Source organism: Paraburkholderia agricolaris (genome assembly GCF_009455635.1).
Taxonomy (GTDB): Bacteria; Pseudomonadota; Gammaproteobacteria; order Burkholderiales; family Burkholderiaceae; genus Paraburkholderia; species Paraburkholderia agricolaris.
In genome coordinates, this window is sequence record NZ_QPER01000002.1 from 2696150 (window position 1) to 2712554 (window position 16405).

Sequence of the window (16405 nt, forward strand, 5' to 3'; positions counted from 1 at the left end):
GGGGTAGCTCAATCGCCGTGCCGGCAAAGCGCATGAGGATCAAGAAGGTATAAGGTCTACAGTATTCCCCGGTCGGCGCTGAGGTAGAATTTGTGGCACGACATCGCCACCAGCAAGACCGTTGGAGACCCCTATGAATACCGAAGCGGAGATGTCCGCAGTGGCCGGAGCGCACGAGCCTTCCGGCGCGCCCATCATGCACAAGCAGTTGTCACAGCTCGTTGTGGCACGGCTGCGCGAAGCAATCCTGTCCGGCGCCTATGCGCCTGGCGAGCGGCTGGTTGAAGGACGCCTGGCCGAAGAGCTCGAGGTGTCGCGCGTGCCTGTGCGCGAAGCGCTGCGCGCGCTGGCCTCCGAAGGACTCGTCGAGGTTCGGCCGCGGCACGGCGCGGTCGTGGCATCGCTCAAACCATCCGACGCGCGCGAAATGATCCAGATCCGCGCCACTCTCGAAGGGCTCAACGCCCGGCTTGCGGCCGAACACCGTACGCCGGAACTGATCCAGAAGATCGAGGAAGTGCTCACCGAGGGCAAGGCCAAGGCAGACGCGGGTGAAACCGCCGGCCTGCTGGAATTGAACGCACGCTTTCACGACCTGCTCTACGCCGCGGGGGCGAATATGATTCTGGCCGATCTGATGCGTTCGCTGCGCGACCGCACCCGCGTCCTGTTCATCAAACCGAGCGACGAAGAGGTCCGGCTGACGTGGGACGAACATGCGGCGATCCTGCGCGCGGTTCAGTTTGGCGACGCGACCCTGTCGGCATTGCTCGCTGAGCGGCACGTCATGCGCGCCGCCCAGCACTATCTCGACAGGAACGCGCGCTAGGCGTCCCATGCTGTGTTAATGCGCGCGGCGCCCGGCGCCGCGCGCACTTTCCTTTCATTGCCGGCTTTCTGGCTGACAGGGACTTGACAGACTAAATTTGGCGATTAACGGTATACAGAATACCAACACCAAACTTTTGTCCGCAGGTCCCATGACACCGACCATACTGCAGCCGGATTGCCCCATCGGCTCCATCTCAGCCAGTCCCCTGCCGCCCGCGCCAGCTTCAGCGCCGCGCGGCAACCCCAATCCTTACCGCTACGCGACGCTTTGCCAGGCGGTCGAAGCAATGGCCAACGACGAGGTGGATGCTGTAACGCTGGCCGCTTCGTGTGAAGCGGCCTTCCAGGCTGACAATGCGCGCCTGAATGCAATCGTCGTGTCCGACTTCGAGGCCGGCTACGCCGCGGCCCGGGATCGTGATCGCGAACGCCGCGCCGGGCAATTGCGCAGTCCGCTGCACGGTATCCCCTTCACGATCAAAGAGTCGTTCGACGTCAGCGGATGGCCGACCACACTGGGCGATCCGGCTCATCGCGGCAACGTGGCGAGCACCCATTCCGACGTGGTCAAGCGCCTGCTCGATGCCGGCGCAGTGCTGCTCGGCAAAACCAACGTGCCGATTTACCTGCGCGACTGGCAGAGCTACAACGACGTGTACGGAACGACGCGCAATCCGCGCGATCCGACGAGGACGCCAGGCGGGTCTTCCGGCGGCAGCGCGGCAGCCGTGTGTGCCGGCATGTCATTTTTCGACGTCGGCTCCGACATCGGATCGTCGATCAGAAATCCGGCCCATTTTTGCGGGGTCTTCTCCCACAAAAGCACGCACGGCATCGTCTCGCTGAAAGGCCATGGCCTAGGCGGCGGCATGGCCGTGCCCGACATCAACGTGGGCGGCCCCCTCGCGCGTTCGGCGCGGGATCTCGAACTCGTGCTGAACACGATTGCAGGTCCGGCGGGGGCAGCGGCCAGCGCCATTCGTCTGACGCTGCCCGCTTGCGAGCAGGCCGAATTGCGCGCGTTCCGCTTTGGCGTGCTCGCCAATCACCCGCTCGCCGAGGTCGACGGGCCGGTCGAGCGTTGCATCGTCGAGTTGGGCAAGCAACTGGAGCAAGCCGGCGCCACCGTGATCTGGGACGCGCGCCCGGCGCTGGACGCGGCCCAGTTGCTGCGTACCTACATCCTGCTTCTGCGCGCCTCGACGTCCCATTACCTGGACGACGGCGCCTTCGCCGCCGCGCTCGCTGCTAGCGAAACAGTTTCAGCCGACGACCCGCGTTATGCAGGACTGCAGTACGTCGGCACCGCGCTGCGCCACCGGGAATGGTTGAACCTGCAAGCGCTGCGTGAGACGTTCTGTGAAGCATGGCAGCAGTTGTTCAGCGATATCGATGTCCTGCTTTGCCCGGTTGCCGCCACCGCCGCGTTTCCTCTCGACGAGGCGGGCCCACCGTGGCAGCGCACCTTGAACGTCAACGGCCGGGCTCAGCCAATGACGACGCAACTGTTCTGGGCGGGTCACTCCGGCCTGTGCGGATTACCGTCGACCGTCGTGCCGGCCGGGACTACTGCCGACGGACTGCCCATCGGCGTCCAGATCGTTGCCCCGCTCTACCACGACTTGCGTTCGCTGCGCGTTGCGGCGCTGCTCGAAGGCGCCGGCTACGCATTCGCACCGCCTGAGTTGCGCAGCGCCCTCGCCTGACCCCAATCCCGGCTGCCATCACTGAATTAGTTCGCTACGGAGTTCATCCATCATGGTCTGGTTCGAATCACTATCGGGCAACGAAAAGAAAGCTTTTGCCGGCGCGTTCATGGGTCATGCCGTCGATGTGTATGACTTCATGATCTACTCGTTTCTCATCCCGGTCCTTGTCACGACATGGCATATGAACAAGGCGGTGGCCGGCGGCATCGTCACGTACACGCTGATCGCATCGCTGGTCGGCGCCATCGGTGCCGGGTTGCTCGCCGATCGTTATGGACGCGTTCGGATCCTGCGCTGGACCATCGCGCTCTTTGCGCTTGCGTGCTTTGCGTGCGGCTTCGCCAATTCACCGGTTCAACTCACTGTATTGCGCATGGTGCAAGGCCTGGGATTCGGCGGTGAATCGTCACTCTGCATGGTGCTGGTCACGGAGATGATCAGGAATCCGGCGCATCGGGGGAAATATTCCGGTTTTACGGCCAGCAGCTATTCGTTTGGATGGGCCGCTGCCGCGCTCGTCTACAGCGCGACGTTTTCGTGGCTGCCTGCGCAATGGGCGTGGCGCAGCTGCTTCTTTATCGGCGTGCTGCCGGCTTTGCTGGTGATCTATTTGCGGCGCAATCTGCAAGAACCGGATTCGTTCGCGCGTACCCTCGAACAGCGCGGCACACCGGCGATGTCGGCTGGACTACGCCGCGTTTTTGCCGGTCCGCTGCTCGGCAAGACTGTGCTCTGCAGCCTGCTCTCAGGCGGCATGCTAGGCGGCTATTACGCGATCGCGACGTGGATGCCGACCTATCTGAAATCCGAGCGCGGTCTGTCGATCTTCGGCACCGGCACCTATTTGACCGTGATGATTCTCGGCTCGTTTGTCGGCTATGTGCTGGGGGCTTACTCGTCGGACCGTATCGGCCGGCGGCTGACGTACATGATCTTCGCGGCGGGCGCGTTTACGATGGGCCTCGCCTACATGGCGATACCGGCCTCCAGTACGGTGATGCTGCTGCTGGGATTCCTGCTTGGCGTGCTGATGCAAGGGACCTTCTCCGGAATCGCCGCAACCATTTCGGAAACCTATCCGAATGAAATCCGCGCCACCGGCTACGGAGTGGCCTACAACGTAGGGCGCGTGATCGGTTCGGTTTTCCCGTTCGGTGTGGGATGGTTAAGCACGGGGCACCTGTCGCTAGGATGGTCCATCCCCCTGGTGGCAGGAGTGGGTTATCTCTGCGTGATCATCGCCGCGTGGCTGTTGCCGGAAACGAACGGCATCCGGCTTGACGATGTCGCAGCTGACGCTGTGGAGCCCGTGAACATGACGGTAACCTCGCTTTCACCGCACCGCGAAGCGGGTCGGTAGCGCCGTTGTGGCTGACCCACTAGCCGTCGCGTTCGCCTCTTCACGCTCTTCAAGCCGACCCAACCGGATCGCCCACCGCGCCCCGCTGTGCAGCCAGCCCCGCCGGCTCGCCGAACTGCAGGGCCGCAAGCTGGGCATAAAGCGGCGAACTCAGCAAAAGCTCGGCGTGCCGCCCCTGCGCGACGATACGGCCTTGTTCCAGCACGACAATGCGGTCAGCCTGCTGCACGGTCGCGAGACGGTGCGCGATGACCAGCGTGGTGCGGTTCTGCGCGGCATTGTCGAGGGCCTTTTGTACCAGCCGTTCGCTGGCGGCATCGAGCGCGCTGGTTGCTTCGTCGAGCAGCAGGATGGGCGGATTCTTCAGGATCGCGCGAGCGATCGCAATGCGTTGGCGCTGTCCACCCGACAGTCGCACGCCACGCTCGCCGAGAAAAGTATCGTAGCCTTGCGGCAATTCTTCGATAAAGCCGGCCGCGGCGGCCATATCGGCAGCCCGCTGCACTTGCGCCAAGGTGGCATCCGGCGCGCCGTAGCGGATGTTGTCGAGCACGCTCCCTGAAAAGATCACCGATTCCTGTAGCACCACGCCGATTTCTTTCCGCAATTCGACGAGCGGCACGTCACGCGTCGCGACGCCGTTGATCAGAATGCTGCCGGACTGCGGATCGTAAAAGCGCAACAGCAGTTGAAACAACGTCGTCTTGCCGGCCCCGGACGGCCCGACCAGGGCGACATGCTCACCCGGACGAACATCGAGAGACAGTGCGGAAAGCGCGGCAATGCCAGGACGCGACGGGTACGAGAAACTGACGTTGTCGAAGCGAATGCCCTCGCCTCGCGCCGGCAGCGCAACCGTGGTCCCGGCCTCCTGCACCGGCGAGCGCGCCGCCAGCAGTTGCAGCAGGCGCTCGGTGGCGCCGGCGGCGCGCTGCAGATCGCCCCATACCTCGGCGACCGCTCCCACGGCGCCGGCCGTAAACACCGCATAGAGAATGAACTGGGACAACTGGCCCGCCGTCATGCGCCCGGCCAGCACGGCCTGCGCCCCGAGCCACAGCACGAACACGATGGCGGTGAACACCAGCACGATCACCACGGCGGTCAGCCACGCGCGTGCCCGAATGCGCGTGAGCGCGGTCTCAAAGGCCGCCTCCACCGCGCCGGCAAAACGCCGTGTCTCGAAGGGCTCCTGCGTATAGGACTGCACGGTCGGCATGGCATTGAGCACCTCGCCCGCCAGCGCGCTCGTGTTCGCGATCTTGTCCTGGCTCGCGCGCGAAAGCCGCCGCACGCGCCGGCCGAAGATCACGATAGGCGCGACCACCACGATCAGCGTCGCGATGATGTAGCCGGATAGCACCGGGCTCGTCACCGCCAGCATCGTCAGGCCGCCGCTCAGCAGAAAGAAGTTGCGCAGCCCCATCGACAGGCTGGTGCCCACCACCGTCTGGATCAAGGTGGTGTCCGCGGTGAGTCGTGACAGCACCTCGCCGGTCTGCGTGGTCTCGAAGAACTGCGGACTCATCCCCAGCACGTGGTTATAGACTGCACGCCGCAAGTCCGCCGTAACCCGCTCGCCCAGCCATGACACGAGATAAAAACGTGCCGCGGTGGCGCCGGCAAGTACCAGCGAAACGACGAAGAGCGCGAAGAAATAGCGATCGATGTGCGCCCGCTCGCCGCTCGCGAAGCCGCGATCGATCAGGTATTTGAAAGCTACCGGCAACACCAGCGTGGCGCCCGCCGAGGTCACCAGCGCAAGAAACGCGAGCGCCCAGCGGCCGGCATAGGGCCGCAGGAAGGGAAACAACGCGAACAAAGGGCCGATACGCCGCGAGGCTGGCGAAGACGGTGAAGGCGGTGAGGACGGCACAGCATCTGGCATGAAGATTCCCAAGCGAATCGGAGGTCACCCAGATTGTGCCAGTCCTGCGGGTTTGAAGGCGGCTCTAACGTGCTTGCCGCGACTATCCATCTGTATCAAGATCGAGTCGACTCATCCGCACGAGGCCATGGCCATGACAGACGACACCGATCCCGACAAACTGAAAGGCCCAGGTGGCATGACGCTGCGCCAGATTCACCAACAGGTGCAGAAAAGCGTTGAACGGGACCGCGAAGAGCAGGCCTCGCACCACGCTATCGCGCCGCAGCGCAGCCGGTGGCAGCGTTGGGTGCGCTACGTGTGGGGCCGCAGCGGGCGCCGCTAGAACGCGGCCGCCCGCTCAAGGTATCGGGCCCCGCAAGCGATCGATCTGCTCATTGAGCCGGGCAACCGAGTTGGCGAGAAACTCGGCTCGGGCATCGAGACGGGAAAGCAGCAACGTCACAAGCAGAATCGCGAACGTAAACGGAATGACGGCCGCCGCGAGCCATTCAGGCTTGACGCCGTTCGCCGCACCGCAAACCGATCCAACCGGGAAATTCGCCGCGGCCATCCCCGTGTAATGCATCCCTGCGATCGCCGCGCCCATGACACAGGCCGCCGCAACGCGCTTGCGCATCACATGGTGCTGGTCGCCGTGGCGCAGCGTGTGTGCGACCCACAGCGCCGCGGTAGAAGCTGCGATTGCAATGACAATCGATGCAATGAAAATACCCGGCTCGTAACTAATCGCCGGGTTCATCAACATCGCGGCCATTCCCATGTAATGCATGCCGGCGATTCCAAAGCCCATCAAGACTCCGCCCACGAGCAGATGGGACAGCTTCAGACGTTCCTGCGTGACGACATGCAACGCAAAACCGGAGATGAGTACGGCGATAACGAGCGAATAACAGGTGATAGCGAAGTCGTAGCCAATCGGAATGCTTAGAGAAAACGACAGCATCCCGATGAAGTGCATTGACCAGATGCCGATGCCCATCACCAACGCGCCGGCCGCCAGCCATATGTGGCGGGCGCGAGCGTAAGTCAGCAGGGAAAGCCGGTCGGCAAGATCAATGGCGGTGAAGGAAGCTAGCGTCGCGACGATGAGAGAAACGACGACTAACCCCAGATTGTAGTGACTTTGCATGGGTCGGCGGCTCCTTGATGAAAGCTCGATTACCGGTTATCAACAGCCTCGCGCGGCTTGCCCGCCGACGAACAACTGCTCTCTATGAATCGCACTGGCCTATGCGATATGAATTCATTCTGAATCTCTTTGCGCGACCGGATCACCCCGGTAGCTGGCGTATTCTAAACGCGCCTCGTACGCTCTCGTGAGCACAATCGTTCGAGATGCATTTCTATTTCTCAATCTAATACTCGTTGAGTGGCGGAAGCGGCCTCTTTTCACGCTGCTGAAACTTTCTCTCTTTCCAGATGCGCCGCAGTGCCGATTCGGTCTCCTTCCAGCGAAATCCGCGCGCAACACCGCCGGCATAATGCACGGTCACCGCGTCAGCCAGCGCTGCGATTTTCGGGTTATCGGCGCGAGGAAGGTTTTCCAGCCGCGCCGGCTGGCCGAAGTCCCCACTTCGATCCATCCAGCGATACAAGGCCGGAATCGCTTGCCGCCATTCGCCCTTGCGAGCCACTGTGCACAACTTGCGCCATGCTGCAGCGTCGCTCCCGATCCATTGCTGCCGCGCGTCGCTTAACCGCTGCTTTGCGCGCCGCAGGAACAGCGCGATGCGCCCACGTGCCCACACCACCAGGAACAGACCCAGCGCAATGGCGCAGCCCGCGATCAGCTGCCCGCTGTGAATCACAATGATCCGATGCGACAGACCCTGGCTCATCACATCGGCGGGGATCTCGAAGATGGGTTTCTCGTGCGCGCTGGACGCAGAAAACGTCACCCCCGGCAACTCGATCGTCTCTTTCTTTTGCGTCTTCGTGTTCCACCATTCGATTGTGACGGGCGGCAGTTTGAACCGGCCGCTGTGATCGGCAATGTAGGTCACGCTGTCGGTTCGCTCACCCGCGACCAGCCCAACCCGGTCCTGCACGATGTTGCGAGTGGTGGGAGATTTCGCGTAACGCTTCAATCCGTCGACCTCGCCCAGACTGACGGGTGGAATCAGCATCGACTCGGTGGCCGCCGCGCTTTGCGTAATAGTTCGCGTGATCGAGTCGCCTACTCGCAGCTGCTGCGTCGACGGTTCGATTTTCTGCGTGGCCGTGAGCTTCGTGGCCGGAAAGAACACGCTCATGCCTTCAGCACCCGGCGGCAAGGTCGCCACGAGTTTCAGCGCGGGCGTCATGAGCTGTACCGGGGTGCTCATGCCGCCCGGGTAGACGGTAATCGCGAACGGCGGGATGTCATAGGTCTTGCCCGCCTGAGGCGCAATGCGATAGGCGCGGCTCACGCCGAACCAGCGCACGCCGCCAATGTCTTCGGAAAGGTTGTCGGCCTGTTCGTCCGGCAGACTGACGATTGCATCGGCGACAGTGAAGAGCGGCCAGTTCGGCGCCTCGGTAAACCAGCCGGTCGTCAGCAGATCGACGACCAGCTTGACCTCGCTGCCCGCGACCACCGGGCCGGCCGGTTCGAGATGCGCACGCACCATGGTCCGTGGCGCGGGATCGGCAAAGGCCGAGGTTAAAGCGCAAACCACGCCGAGCCACACAATGCCACGCAGAAGCTGCCGGAAAACCGCTGTCATGGCGTGCCCGCTCCCTTTGCATCGGATTCGGCCTCAAAGCGCTGCTGCAGAAAAACCGCAGGTGAGGTATTCAGATTGCGCATCCAGACCTCTTCGCTCGGACGCGGCGCCCCCTCGATCACCGTCGACGTGCCGCGCCCTTTCTTCTTGTCGGTCTGCACCTGATCGGGCGGGTCCTCCTCGGGGTCCATCTCATCCTGTTCGTCTTTTGCGAGCAGGCGCTGCAGGAACGTGCGATTAGCCGCGGCCTCACGCAGTGTGGGCTGAAGCTTCAAGGCGTTGTCATAGGCCTTGATGGCGGCGGCGTAATCGTCGAGATGCGCGAGCGTATTGCCCATGTAGAAATAGGCTTGCGGTGTCTTCAGACGCGAAAAACTCTCGAGGGCGCCGGCATAGTCGCCCGCGAGATATTGCGCGCGCCCTTTCCACATCGGATCGTCGAAGCGTTGAGCTGCAGCCTTGTAGTCGCCATGCTCGAAATTCCAGCGGCCCTGCTGATCGTGCGTCGCGAACAGATCGATCCAACGCCATCCGGCAGCCTCGGCGTCACGGGGAAGCGCGCTGAAGGCGAGCGAGATCAGCACGACCGGAAGCCACTTGACGCTCCAGCCGCGCCGGAAACTCCACAGCGCGAGCAGCAGCAACGGAACGACGAGCCAGTAGCCCGTTTCCTTCCAGCGCGGCACGATCTTCGACTCCTCCACTTGTGCGAGATAGGCCTGCGCGCGATGCTGGACCCACACCACGTCGTCATCATCCACGCGCATGCTGGCGAGCGGAATGCCGGCCTCGTCCGCGACTTTGCGGATCGCGTCGGCATCGAAGGTGCCCATCAGCGGGTGGCCTTCGGGGTCCATCGCGATCATGCCGTCGGGACCCCGTATCGGGCCACCATTTGCCGTGCCGACCGCAAGCCATAGCAGTTGATGGCGCAGCGTTCTGGCCTTCTGCACGAATGCGTCGGTCTGGTTCGTATCGAAGCCGTCGCTCATGAAGACGATCGTGCCCGCCGTGGGATCGCTCGCCAGAAGCCGCTCGGCCGCGTCGAGTCCGGCTGTCGCGTTCTTGCCGTCGTGCGGCATCAGCGAAGGCGACAGCGCCGGTACATAGAGGTCGAGCATGGCCGGGTCCTCGGTGGGCGGCACAACGAGATGGCCCGTCGAGGCGAACACCACCAGACCGGTGCGCGCGCCTTTGCGCGCCCTCGCGAGATCGAGCACTTTCTGTTTCGCACGCTCGAGCCGCGTGGGCGCGACATCGGTTGCGTCCATCGAATGTGCCAGTTCAAGTACGACGACGAGTGGCGCCTTGTCCTGATTGAACGGCGGACGCTCCTGCTGCCAGGTTGGCCCCGCTGCCGCAAGTGCGCCGATGCCCAGCAGCAGACCCAGCGTGTGAACCGGCTGAATCGCGCGGCGCTTCGTATCGCCGACGATCAGATGTTCCAGCAGCACCGGATCGATAATGTTGCGCCAGCGCGCCCGCACGCTATTGCGGCGGAACCAGACGAGCGGCAGCAGCACGGCGGGAATCAGTAGCAGCAACCATCCCGGCCGCACAAAATGAAAGGCCGTCAGATCAATTTCCACGACGGACCTCCGGCAGGCTCGCGCGTTCCGGCGGCTGCTCGCGACGGGGTGCGCGCAGCATCGCAATCAGCAGCGCCAGCACGTGATACAGCGCGAAAATCGCCACCGCCAGAGCAGCCGGCACCCAGTAGAAATCGCGCTGCGGCCGGTAAATTTCGCGCTTCACTTTCTCAGGCGTGAGTTTGTCGAGCGTGGCGTAGACGTCGGCCAGATCCTGCTGCCGGCCAAGCGCGCGAAACGCACGGCCGCCGGTAACATTGGAAATCCGTGCGAGTGCATCGAGATCGACCTTGTCTTCGCCAGTCGTATCGGGGTCGCCAATTCCAATGGTATGGATCACTAATTTATGATCCCTGGCTATCGCGGCGGCTCTCTCGGGAGGAATCGCGCTGCTGGTATCGTTGCCGTCGGTCAACAGGATCAACACCTTCTCCGGCGCCGGCGAGTTCTCCATCAGCTTGACCGTCAGGCCGATTGCATCGCCGATGGCGGTACGCGGTCCCGCCATGCCGATCTGCATCTGGTCGAGCAGAATCTGCACGGCGGCGTGATCGAGCGTGAGCGGGGCTTGCGGATAGGCCGCGTCGCCGAACACGACAAGGCCGAGACGATCGCCCTTGCGCTTCGCGATGAAATCGGCCACCACGCGCTTGACCGCAGTGAACCGGTCCATCCGGGCGCCGGTGGCATCGACGAAATCGCGCGTCGCCATCGAGCCTGACAGGTCGATGGCAAGCATCAGATCGCGCGCGGGTTCTTCGCGCACGATCGGCGCTTCGACATAAACGGGTTTGGCTGCGGCGATCACCAGCAAGCCCCACAGCAGCGGCATGAGTAGACGCTGCAACCCGTTGCGGCGCAGCCGCACGCCGCCGGGTGCAGGTTTTTCGCCGGCCGCCTGCGCCATTTCATGAAAAAACGGCACGCGCACCGCGGAAGCACGGGTACGGTACGCCGGCACCAGCCACCACACGAAAAGAGGCAGCGGCAGCAGTGCGAACAGCCACGGGAAATCAAATTTCCACATGATGACGTTCGATCCAGTCGCGTGTATGGCCGATCAGCGCTGCCGCATCGCCGTCGGAGATTCCAGCAACCACGTCAGGCGGCGCATAGCTCGCCAGTTCGAGCAGCGCGCCACTGCCGGCGTCGAAGCGGCCGTGCGTGCGTTGCAAAAACACCAGCCATTCGCCACCGGTCAGCGCGGCGACCTGCTCGCGTGGCGCGACTGCGAGCGCGGTCCGTTTGATCAGGCGCGGTATCGCGGCAAGCGCGTTCGCGCGCTGTTCGCGATCCGCGTGGGGGGATGCGAGACGGGCTTCGATGCTCGCCAGCTCGCTGAGTGCGACTCGCCGGTAGCGTTGTTTCTCGCGACGGCGCCAGCCAAACCAGAGCGCCACGCCTAATGCCGCCAGCAGCAGGACGGCAATGAACACCCAGCCGATGGTATGCGGTGCATACGACACCGTTTCCGGCAGCGGCAGTTCCTGCAGCGGCTTGAGTTGTCCTGACGAATCAGGTGGAACAAGTGACGTGCCGCTCATAGACCGCTTCCCGTAGCCGGTCGCGCGCGCTGGCCGAACAGGCGCCGCACCTGGTCGACCGTCGGCTCCGCCGTCGAGAGAGCCATCAGCGGCACACCGCTTGAGCGCAGCAACTCTGCCACTTCGGCGGTGCGGCCATTGAACAGGCTCGACAGCGGCGCGCGGATCCGCTCCTGCTCGATACGCAGTTCCACCTGCAGACGCCCTTCGCTGACCACCAGCGCGCGATGTTCGGGCATACGCTGCCATAAGGGATCGAAGATCATTGCCGCGACGACGTCGTTGTGCACCGACAGTTGCCGCAACAGCCGCTGCGTGCGTTCGTTCGCGCCGGCAAAATCGCTGACGATGCAAATCAGGTAGTCGTGACCGGCTAACTGAAGCACCCCTTCGAGCGCCGCATTCAGTTGAGCGTAATCGGTACGCGCTTCGCTATCGGCATGCAGCGCGCGATTCATCGCGGCAAGCGCACCGAACAGAACGTTGATCCGGCTGTGGCTGCGCAGCGGCTTCACCCGTACGATCCGGCTATCGTTGAACAGCACGCCGCCAACCCGGTCGCCGGCCGTGAAACCCATCCACACGGCAAGCGCGGCCACTTCAGCGGCCACTACCGACTTGAACGCGCGGCGCGACCCAAAGAACATGCTCATGCGCTGATCCACGACCACCAGCAGCGGCCGGTCACGCTCTTCGGTATAGGCGCGAATCTGCGGCTTGCCGAGACGCAACGAGACCTTCCAGTCAATGTGACGGATATCGTCACCGGGCAGGTAGGCGCGAATCTCCTCGAAATTGAGCCCACGCCCACGCAAACGCGACGCGTGACTGCCCGACAGCACGCTCGATACCGGCGCAGGCGCGATAAAGCTCAGCCCGCGCGCATGAAACTGGAGCTTCGCCAGATGTGCGGCGTCGACATACACACGGCCATCGGCTGACGTTGCAGCGTTTGCAGATTCGGACCTCGAGACCACGGCGATTCCTCGCGTCGATGCGACGCTGCTTGTTGCGCCATGCACTATGCGCCATGTGTCAGGCCGGCACGGCAACCTTTTCGATCAGCCGGTCGACCACGGCGTCGGCGCTGACGTTCTCGGCATTGGCGTCATAAGACAGAATCAGCCGATGCCGCAATACCGGATGAATAACGGCGCGCACGTCGTCGGGCGTGACGAATTTGCGATCCTGCAGCCAGGCCTGCACGCGGCTCGCGCGGTCGAGGCCGATCGACCCGCGCGGGCTCGCACCGATTTCGATCCACTTGCCCAGGTCGGCGTCGAGCTCGCCGGCATGCCGCGTGGCATTGACGAGCGACACAATGTAGTCGTCGATCGCCGGCGCAACTGCGATCTGCCTGATTTCCTCACGCACCGCAAAAATGACATCCTGTGCGAGAACATTGGGCACCTCGGCAGCGTTACCGCTCTCGCGCCGAAGCAAGCGCAACATATCGGTCTCACTTTGTGGCGACGGATATGTAATCAGCACCTTAAAAAGAAACCGGTCCATTTGCGCTTCAGGCAATGGATAAGTGCCTTCCTGTTCAATCGGATTCTGTGTGGCCATTACAAGAAACAGATCCGCCATCCGATGGGTTTTCCCCGCCACCGATATCTGCCTCTCCTCCATTGCCTCAAGTAATGCGGATTGAACCTTTGCCGGCGCCCGGTTAATTTCATCCGCAAGAATCAGATTGCCGAAGATCGGGCCGGGCTGAAAGCTCAGCGTGCGCTCCGTGCCGCTTTGCAGCAGCGTCTCAGCGCCGGTGATGTCGGACGGCAACAGGTCGGGAGTGAACTGAATGCGGCTCATGGTGGCCGCGAGCCGTGTGGCAATCGCCTTGACGGTACGCGTTTTGGCAAGTCCAGGCAGGCTCTCGAGCAACACGTGGCCGTCGGCCAGCAGTGCGATCAATACCTGGCGGACCACCGCTTGCTGACCCACTACGGCTTCATTGACGCTCGATTCAAAGCGCAAGACAGTTTCGCGCATGGCTCTCGATTTCCCCGCTCTTTTGATGGTGGAACAACCTGAGTGTCCCTGGGTATCAATACTCGCCGTCAAACACGGTAATGCACGAGCGCTATTCCGTCAAAGTTTCGCGTCTACAAAAAAAAAAGCGTGAAATGTGTTTGAAAAATTGCTAGCCTGCTTCTTACGTTTTGTTAAGCTTCATCCGGCGCATCGCTTGCCGGCGCCATTCGTTATTCCGTATCGCTAAATTTCTTCAGTGCCAATGAGAACTGGCCGCGTTTGATAAAGGGCCAGCAGCTTCACCTGAGAGAGAAGGGATGATGAGTTCAGGAAAACGAGGCACGGTAACGGCTGCCCGCTCTACAGGCACGCCTGCCGCGAACCCGGTGCGTGCTACGCGCTATCGCAAACTACTCCTGTGGGGCAGCCTTCTCGTCATGCTTCCTGCATGCGTCGGCGCGGCAGTCAGTTGGGCAGTCACTTCGCACAATCAACCTCATGCGCAAGTCGTCTATGGCGACGGAGCGCATGGTCCGCTCGGCATGGCCTGGGTTCCCGGCGGACAGTTCCTGATGGGCAGCGATTCAAAGCAGGCACAACCCAACGAGCGTCCCGCGCACAAGGTACGCGTGCATGGTTTCTGGATGGACCGTCATCACGTCACGAACGCCGAATTCCGGAGATTCGTTGAAGCGACCGGCTACATCACGACCGCCGAGAAGAAGCCCGATTGGGACACCTTAAAGGTGCAATTGCCGCCCGGCACGCCACGTCCGCCTGATAGCGCCATGGTTGCGGGGGCCATGGTCTTCGTCGGCACGAATCATCCGGTGCCGCTCGAAGACTATTCGCAATGGTGGCGCTATGTGCCTGGCGCGAACTGGCGTCATCCCACCGGACCGGATAGCAATATCACCGGCAAAGACGATCATCCAGTTGTTCAGGTTTCCTACGAAGACGCGCAGGCCTATGCAAAATGGGTCGGCAAACGCCTGCCCACTGAAGCCGAATGGGAGTTCGCCGCGCGCGGCGGACTCGAACAGGCCACGTACGCCTGGGGCAATCAGTTCGCGCCGGACGGCAAGCAGATGGCCAACGTCTGGCAAGGCCAGCAGGTGCAGGCATTCCCGGTGGTCAGCCCCAAGGCGGGCGGTGCGCTCGGCACGAGTCCGGTCGGCACCTTCCCGGCGAACGGTTATGGACTCTCCGACATGACTGGCAACGCCTGGCAGTGGGTGGCCGACTGGTATCGCGCCGATCAGTTCCGGCGTGAAGCAGTGAGCACCAGCACAATCGACAACCCGGCCGGCCCGCGTGACTCATGGGACCCAGCCGATCAGGGCGTGCCCGTGAACGCCCCCAAGCGCGTGACACGCGGCGGCTCGTTCCTTTGTAATGAAACCTATTGCCTGAGCTACCGTCCGAGCGCCCGGCGCGGCACCGACCCCTACAACAGCATGTCGCATCTCGGTTTTCGTCTGGTGATGGACGAAGACACCTGGAAGCAACCGCTTGCACATCAAGCGTCGGCCCGCGCAGTAGGCGCGGACGGAAGCTAGAACGCACTGCCCCTTTGAGTTGGTCGCGTTTCCCCCGCGGGCTATCGCTCGCGGGTCGTGAAATCGTGCAAACGGAATGGAGGTCGGATGCAGTCGAACTATCAATCGAGGTGGACGCAATCCGCGAGGGACACCATCCGCCCGGTGTTCAGGTCGGTGTTCAGATCGACGCTCAGGTCGGCGTTCGGCGTTGCCCTGCTCACACTCGGCGTCGCGCTAGGTACCGCCGGCTGCACGACGCCCGGCAGTACAAACGCAGCGCCGCCGGCCGTCAATTCGAGCGCCGCGCTGCCATCGTGGCGCGACGGAGCGGCCCGGCAGACCATCCAGAAGTTCGTCGCCGACGTCACCCGTGAAGGTTCGCCAAACTATGTGCCGCCCGACAGGCGCATCGCCGTGTTCGACAACGACGGCACGCTCTGGAGCGAGCAGCCGCTATATTTCCAGTTCGCCTTCATGCTCGAGCAGGTGACAGCCGCAGCGCCGAAGCATCCCGAATGGAAGAACAATCCGGCCTTCAAGGCACTGGTCGCCAAAGACTACGCCGCGCTCGCGAGCCAGCAGAAGCAGGTGCTGCAACTGGTCGCGCTCGCCAATAGCGGCATGACCGTGGACGAGTACGACAAGACCATCCGCGACTGGCTGGCCAGCGCCCGGCATCCGAAATTCAACCGCCCCTACACCGACCTCGTCTATCAGCCGCAACTCGAGTTGCTCGCCTATCTGCGCGCCAACGGCTTCAAGACCTTCATCGTGTCGGGCGGCACGATCGAATTCATGCGGCCGTGGGTCGAGAAGGCGTACGGCATTCCGCCCGATCAGGTGATCGGTTCGAGCCAGGTCGTGCAATACCAGCTGCGTGACGGTCAGGGCACGCTGGTGCGTCAGCCGAAAATCGATTTCGTCGACGACGGTCCCGGCAAGCCGGTCGGCATCTATCGAAATATCGGCCGCAAGCCCATTCTCGCATTCGGCAACTCGGACGGCGATCTGCAGATGCTGCAGTACACCGCGTCCGGCAGCGGCCCGCACCTCGCGCTGCTGGTGCATCACGACGACGCCGTGCGCGAATTCGCGTACGACCGCACATCGAAGATCGGCAAGCTCGACAAGGCCTGGGACGAAGCGATTGCCGACGGCTGGACCGTGGTCAGCATGAAGGACGACTGGAAAACCATCTATCCCGCGCCGAAGCAATAGACACACGCTTGAGGACGCGAGAGAGCGCGAGCCGCGTACA

14 protein-coding genes are annotated in these 16405 nt (G+C 62.8%); 6 read left to right on the forward strand and 8 right to left on the reverse strand.

The annotated features are described in order from the left end of the window. The first annotated feature begins 133 nt into the window (after window positions 1–133). The 3 genes from GH665_RS33350 (at window position 134) to GH665_RS33360 (ending at window position 3900) form a co-directional block, all read left to right on the forward strand. Complete coding sequence (locus tag GH665_RS33350) at window positions 134–829, forward strand: GntR family transcriptional regulator (protein ID WP_153141358.1); 696 nt, start codon at window positions 134–136, stop codon at window positions 827–829. Between the two features lie 151 nt (window positions 830–980). Next, a complete protein-coding gene (locus GH665_RS33355; RefSeq protein WP_153141359.1) occupies window positions 981–2537 on the forward strand; it encodes an amidase in 1557 nt (518 codons plus the stop codon). Between the two features lie 52 nt (window positions 2538–2589). Then, window positions 2590–3900 carry an MFS transporter gene (locus GH665_RS33360; RefSeq protein ID WP_408327878.1) on the forward strand — a complete coding sequence of 437 codons (1311 nt, stop codon included), beginning with the start codon at window positions 2590–2592 and terminating at the stop codon, window positions 3898–3900. Window positions 3901–3949: 49 nt separating this feature from the next. On the opposite strand, the gene GH665_RS33365 is transcribed toward GH665_RS33360, so the two are convergent. Beyond that, window positions 3950–5788: an ABC transporter transmembrane domain-containing protein gene (locus GH665_RS33365; protein ID WP_153141361.1), complete on the reverse strand. Its 1839-nt coding sequence runs from the start codon at window positions 5786–5788 to the stop codon at window positions 3950–3952. 133 nt (window positions 5789–5921) lie between these two features. On the opposite strand from GH665_RS33365, the gene GH665_RS33370 reads away from it, so the two are divergent. Next, on the forward strand, window positions 5922–6113 hold the full coding sequence (locus GH665_RS33370) for a hypothetical protein (RefSeq protein ID WP_153141362.1): 192 nt from the start codon (window positions 5922–5924) through the stop codon (window positions 6111–6113). A gap of 15 nt (window positions 6114–6128) precedes the next feature. Here GH665_RS33370 and GH665_RS33375 read toward each other — a convergent pair whose 3' ends face one another. The 7 genes from GH665_RS33375 to GH665_RS33405 form a co-directional block, all read right to left on the reverse strand. Beyond that, window positions 6129–6920: an MHYT domain-containing protein gene (locus GH665_RS33375; RefSeq protein ID WP_153141363.1), complete on the reverse strand. Its 792-nt coding sequence runs from the start codon at window positions 6918–6920 to the stop codon at window positions 6129–6131. A 226-nt stretch (window positions 6921–7146) separates the two neighbouring features. Beyond that, entirely contained in the window at window positions 7147–8496 is a 1350-nt protein-coding gene (locus tag GH665_RS33380) for a BatD family protein (protein ID WP_153141364.1), read from the reverse strand. Beyond that, window positions 8493–10085 carry a vWA domain-containing protein gene (locus GH665_RS33385; protein ID WP_153141365.1) on the reverse strand — a complete coding sequence of 531 codons (1593 nt, stop codon included), beginning with the start codon at window positions 10083–10085 and terminating at the stop codon, window positions 8493–8495. The genes GH665_RS33380 and GH665_RS33385 overlap by 4 nt, the downstream gene beginning before the upstream one ends. Continuing rightward, window positions 10075–11112, reverse strand: a complete 1038-nt coding sequence (locus GH665_RS33390) for a vWA domain-containing protein (RefSeq protein WP_153141366.1) — start codon at window positions 11110–11112, stop codon at window positions 10075–10077. Before GH665_RS33390 ends, GH665_RS33385 begins: the two co-directional genes overlap by 11 nt. Continuing rightward, on the reverse strand, window positions 11099–11629 hold the full coding sequence (locus GH665_RS33395) for a DUF4381 domain-containing protein (protein WP_153141367.1): 531 nt from the start codon (window positions 11627–11629) through the stop codon (window positions 11099–11101). The genes GH665_RS33390 and GH665_RS33395 overlap by 14 nt, the downstream gene beginning before the upstream one ends. Next, window positions 11626–12606 (reverse strand): DUF58 domain-containing protein, encoded by a 981-nt coding sequence (locus tag GH665_RS33400; protein WP_153141368.1) that lies wholly within the window; start codon window positions 12604–12606, stop codon window positions 11626–11628. Before GH665_RS33400 ends, GH665_RS33395 begins: the two co-directional genes overlap by 4 nt. Window positions 12607–12664: 58 nt before the next feature. Beyond that, entirely contained in the window at window positions 12665–13624 is a 960-nt protein-coding gene (locus tag GH665_RS33405) for an AAA family ATPase (protein ID WP_153141369.1), read from the reverse strand. A gap of 299 nt (window positions 13625–13923) precedes the next feature. Between GH665_RS33405 and GH665_RS33410 the strand changes: the two genes are divergently transcribed. Both GH665_RS33410 and GH665_RS33415 read left to right on the forward strand, forming a co-directional pair. After that, a complete protein-coding gene (locus GH665_RS33410; RefSeq protein ID WP_425496061.1) occupies window positions 13924–15165 on the forward strand; it encodes a formylglycine-generating enzyme family protein in 1242 nt (413 codons plus the stop codon). An 87-nt stretch (window positions 15166–15252) separates the two neighbouring features. Then, the gene (locus GH665_RS33415; protein WP_153141370.1) at window positions 15253–16365 is read left to right on the forward strand and encodes an HAD family hydrolase; all 1113 of its coding nucleotides are present in this window, start codon (window positions 15253–15255) and stop codon (window positions 16363–16365) included. Window positions 16366–16405 lie beyond the last annotated feature (40 nt).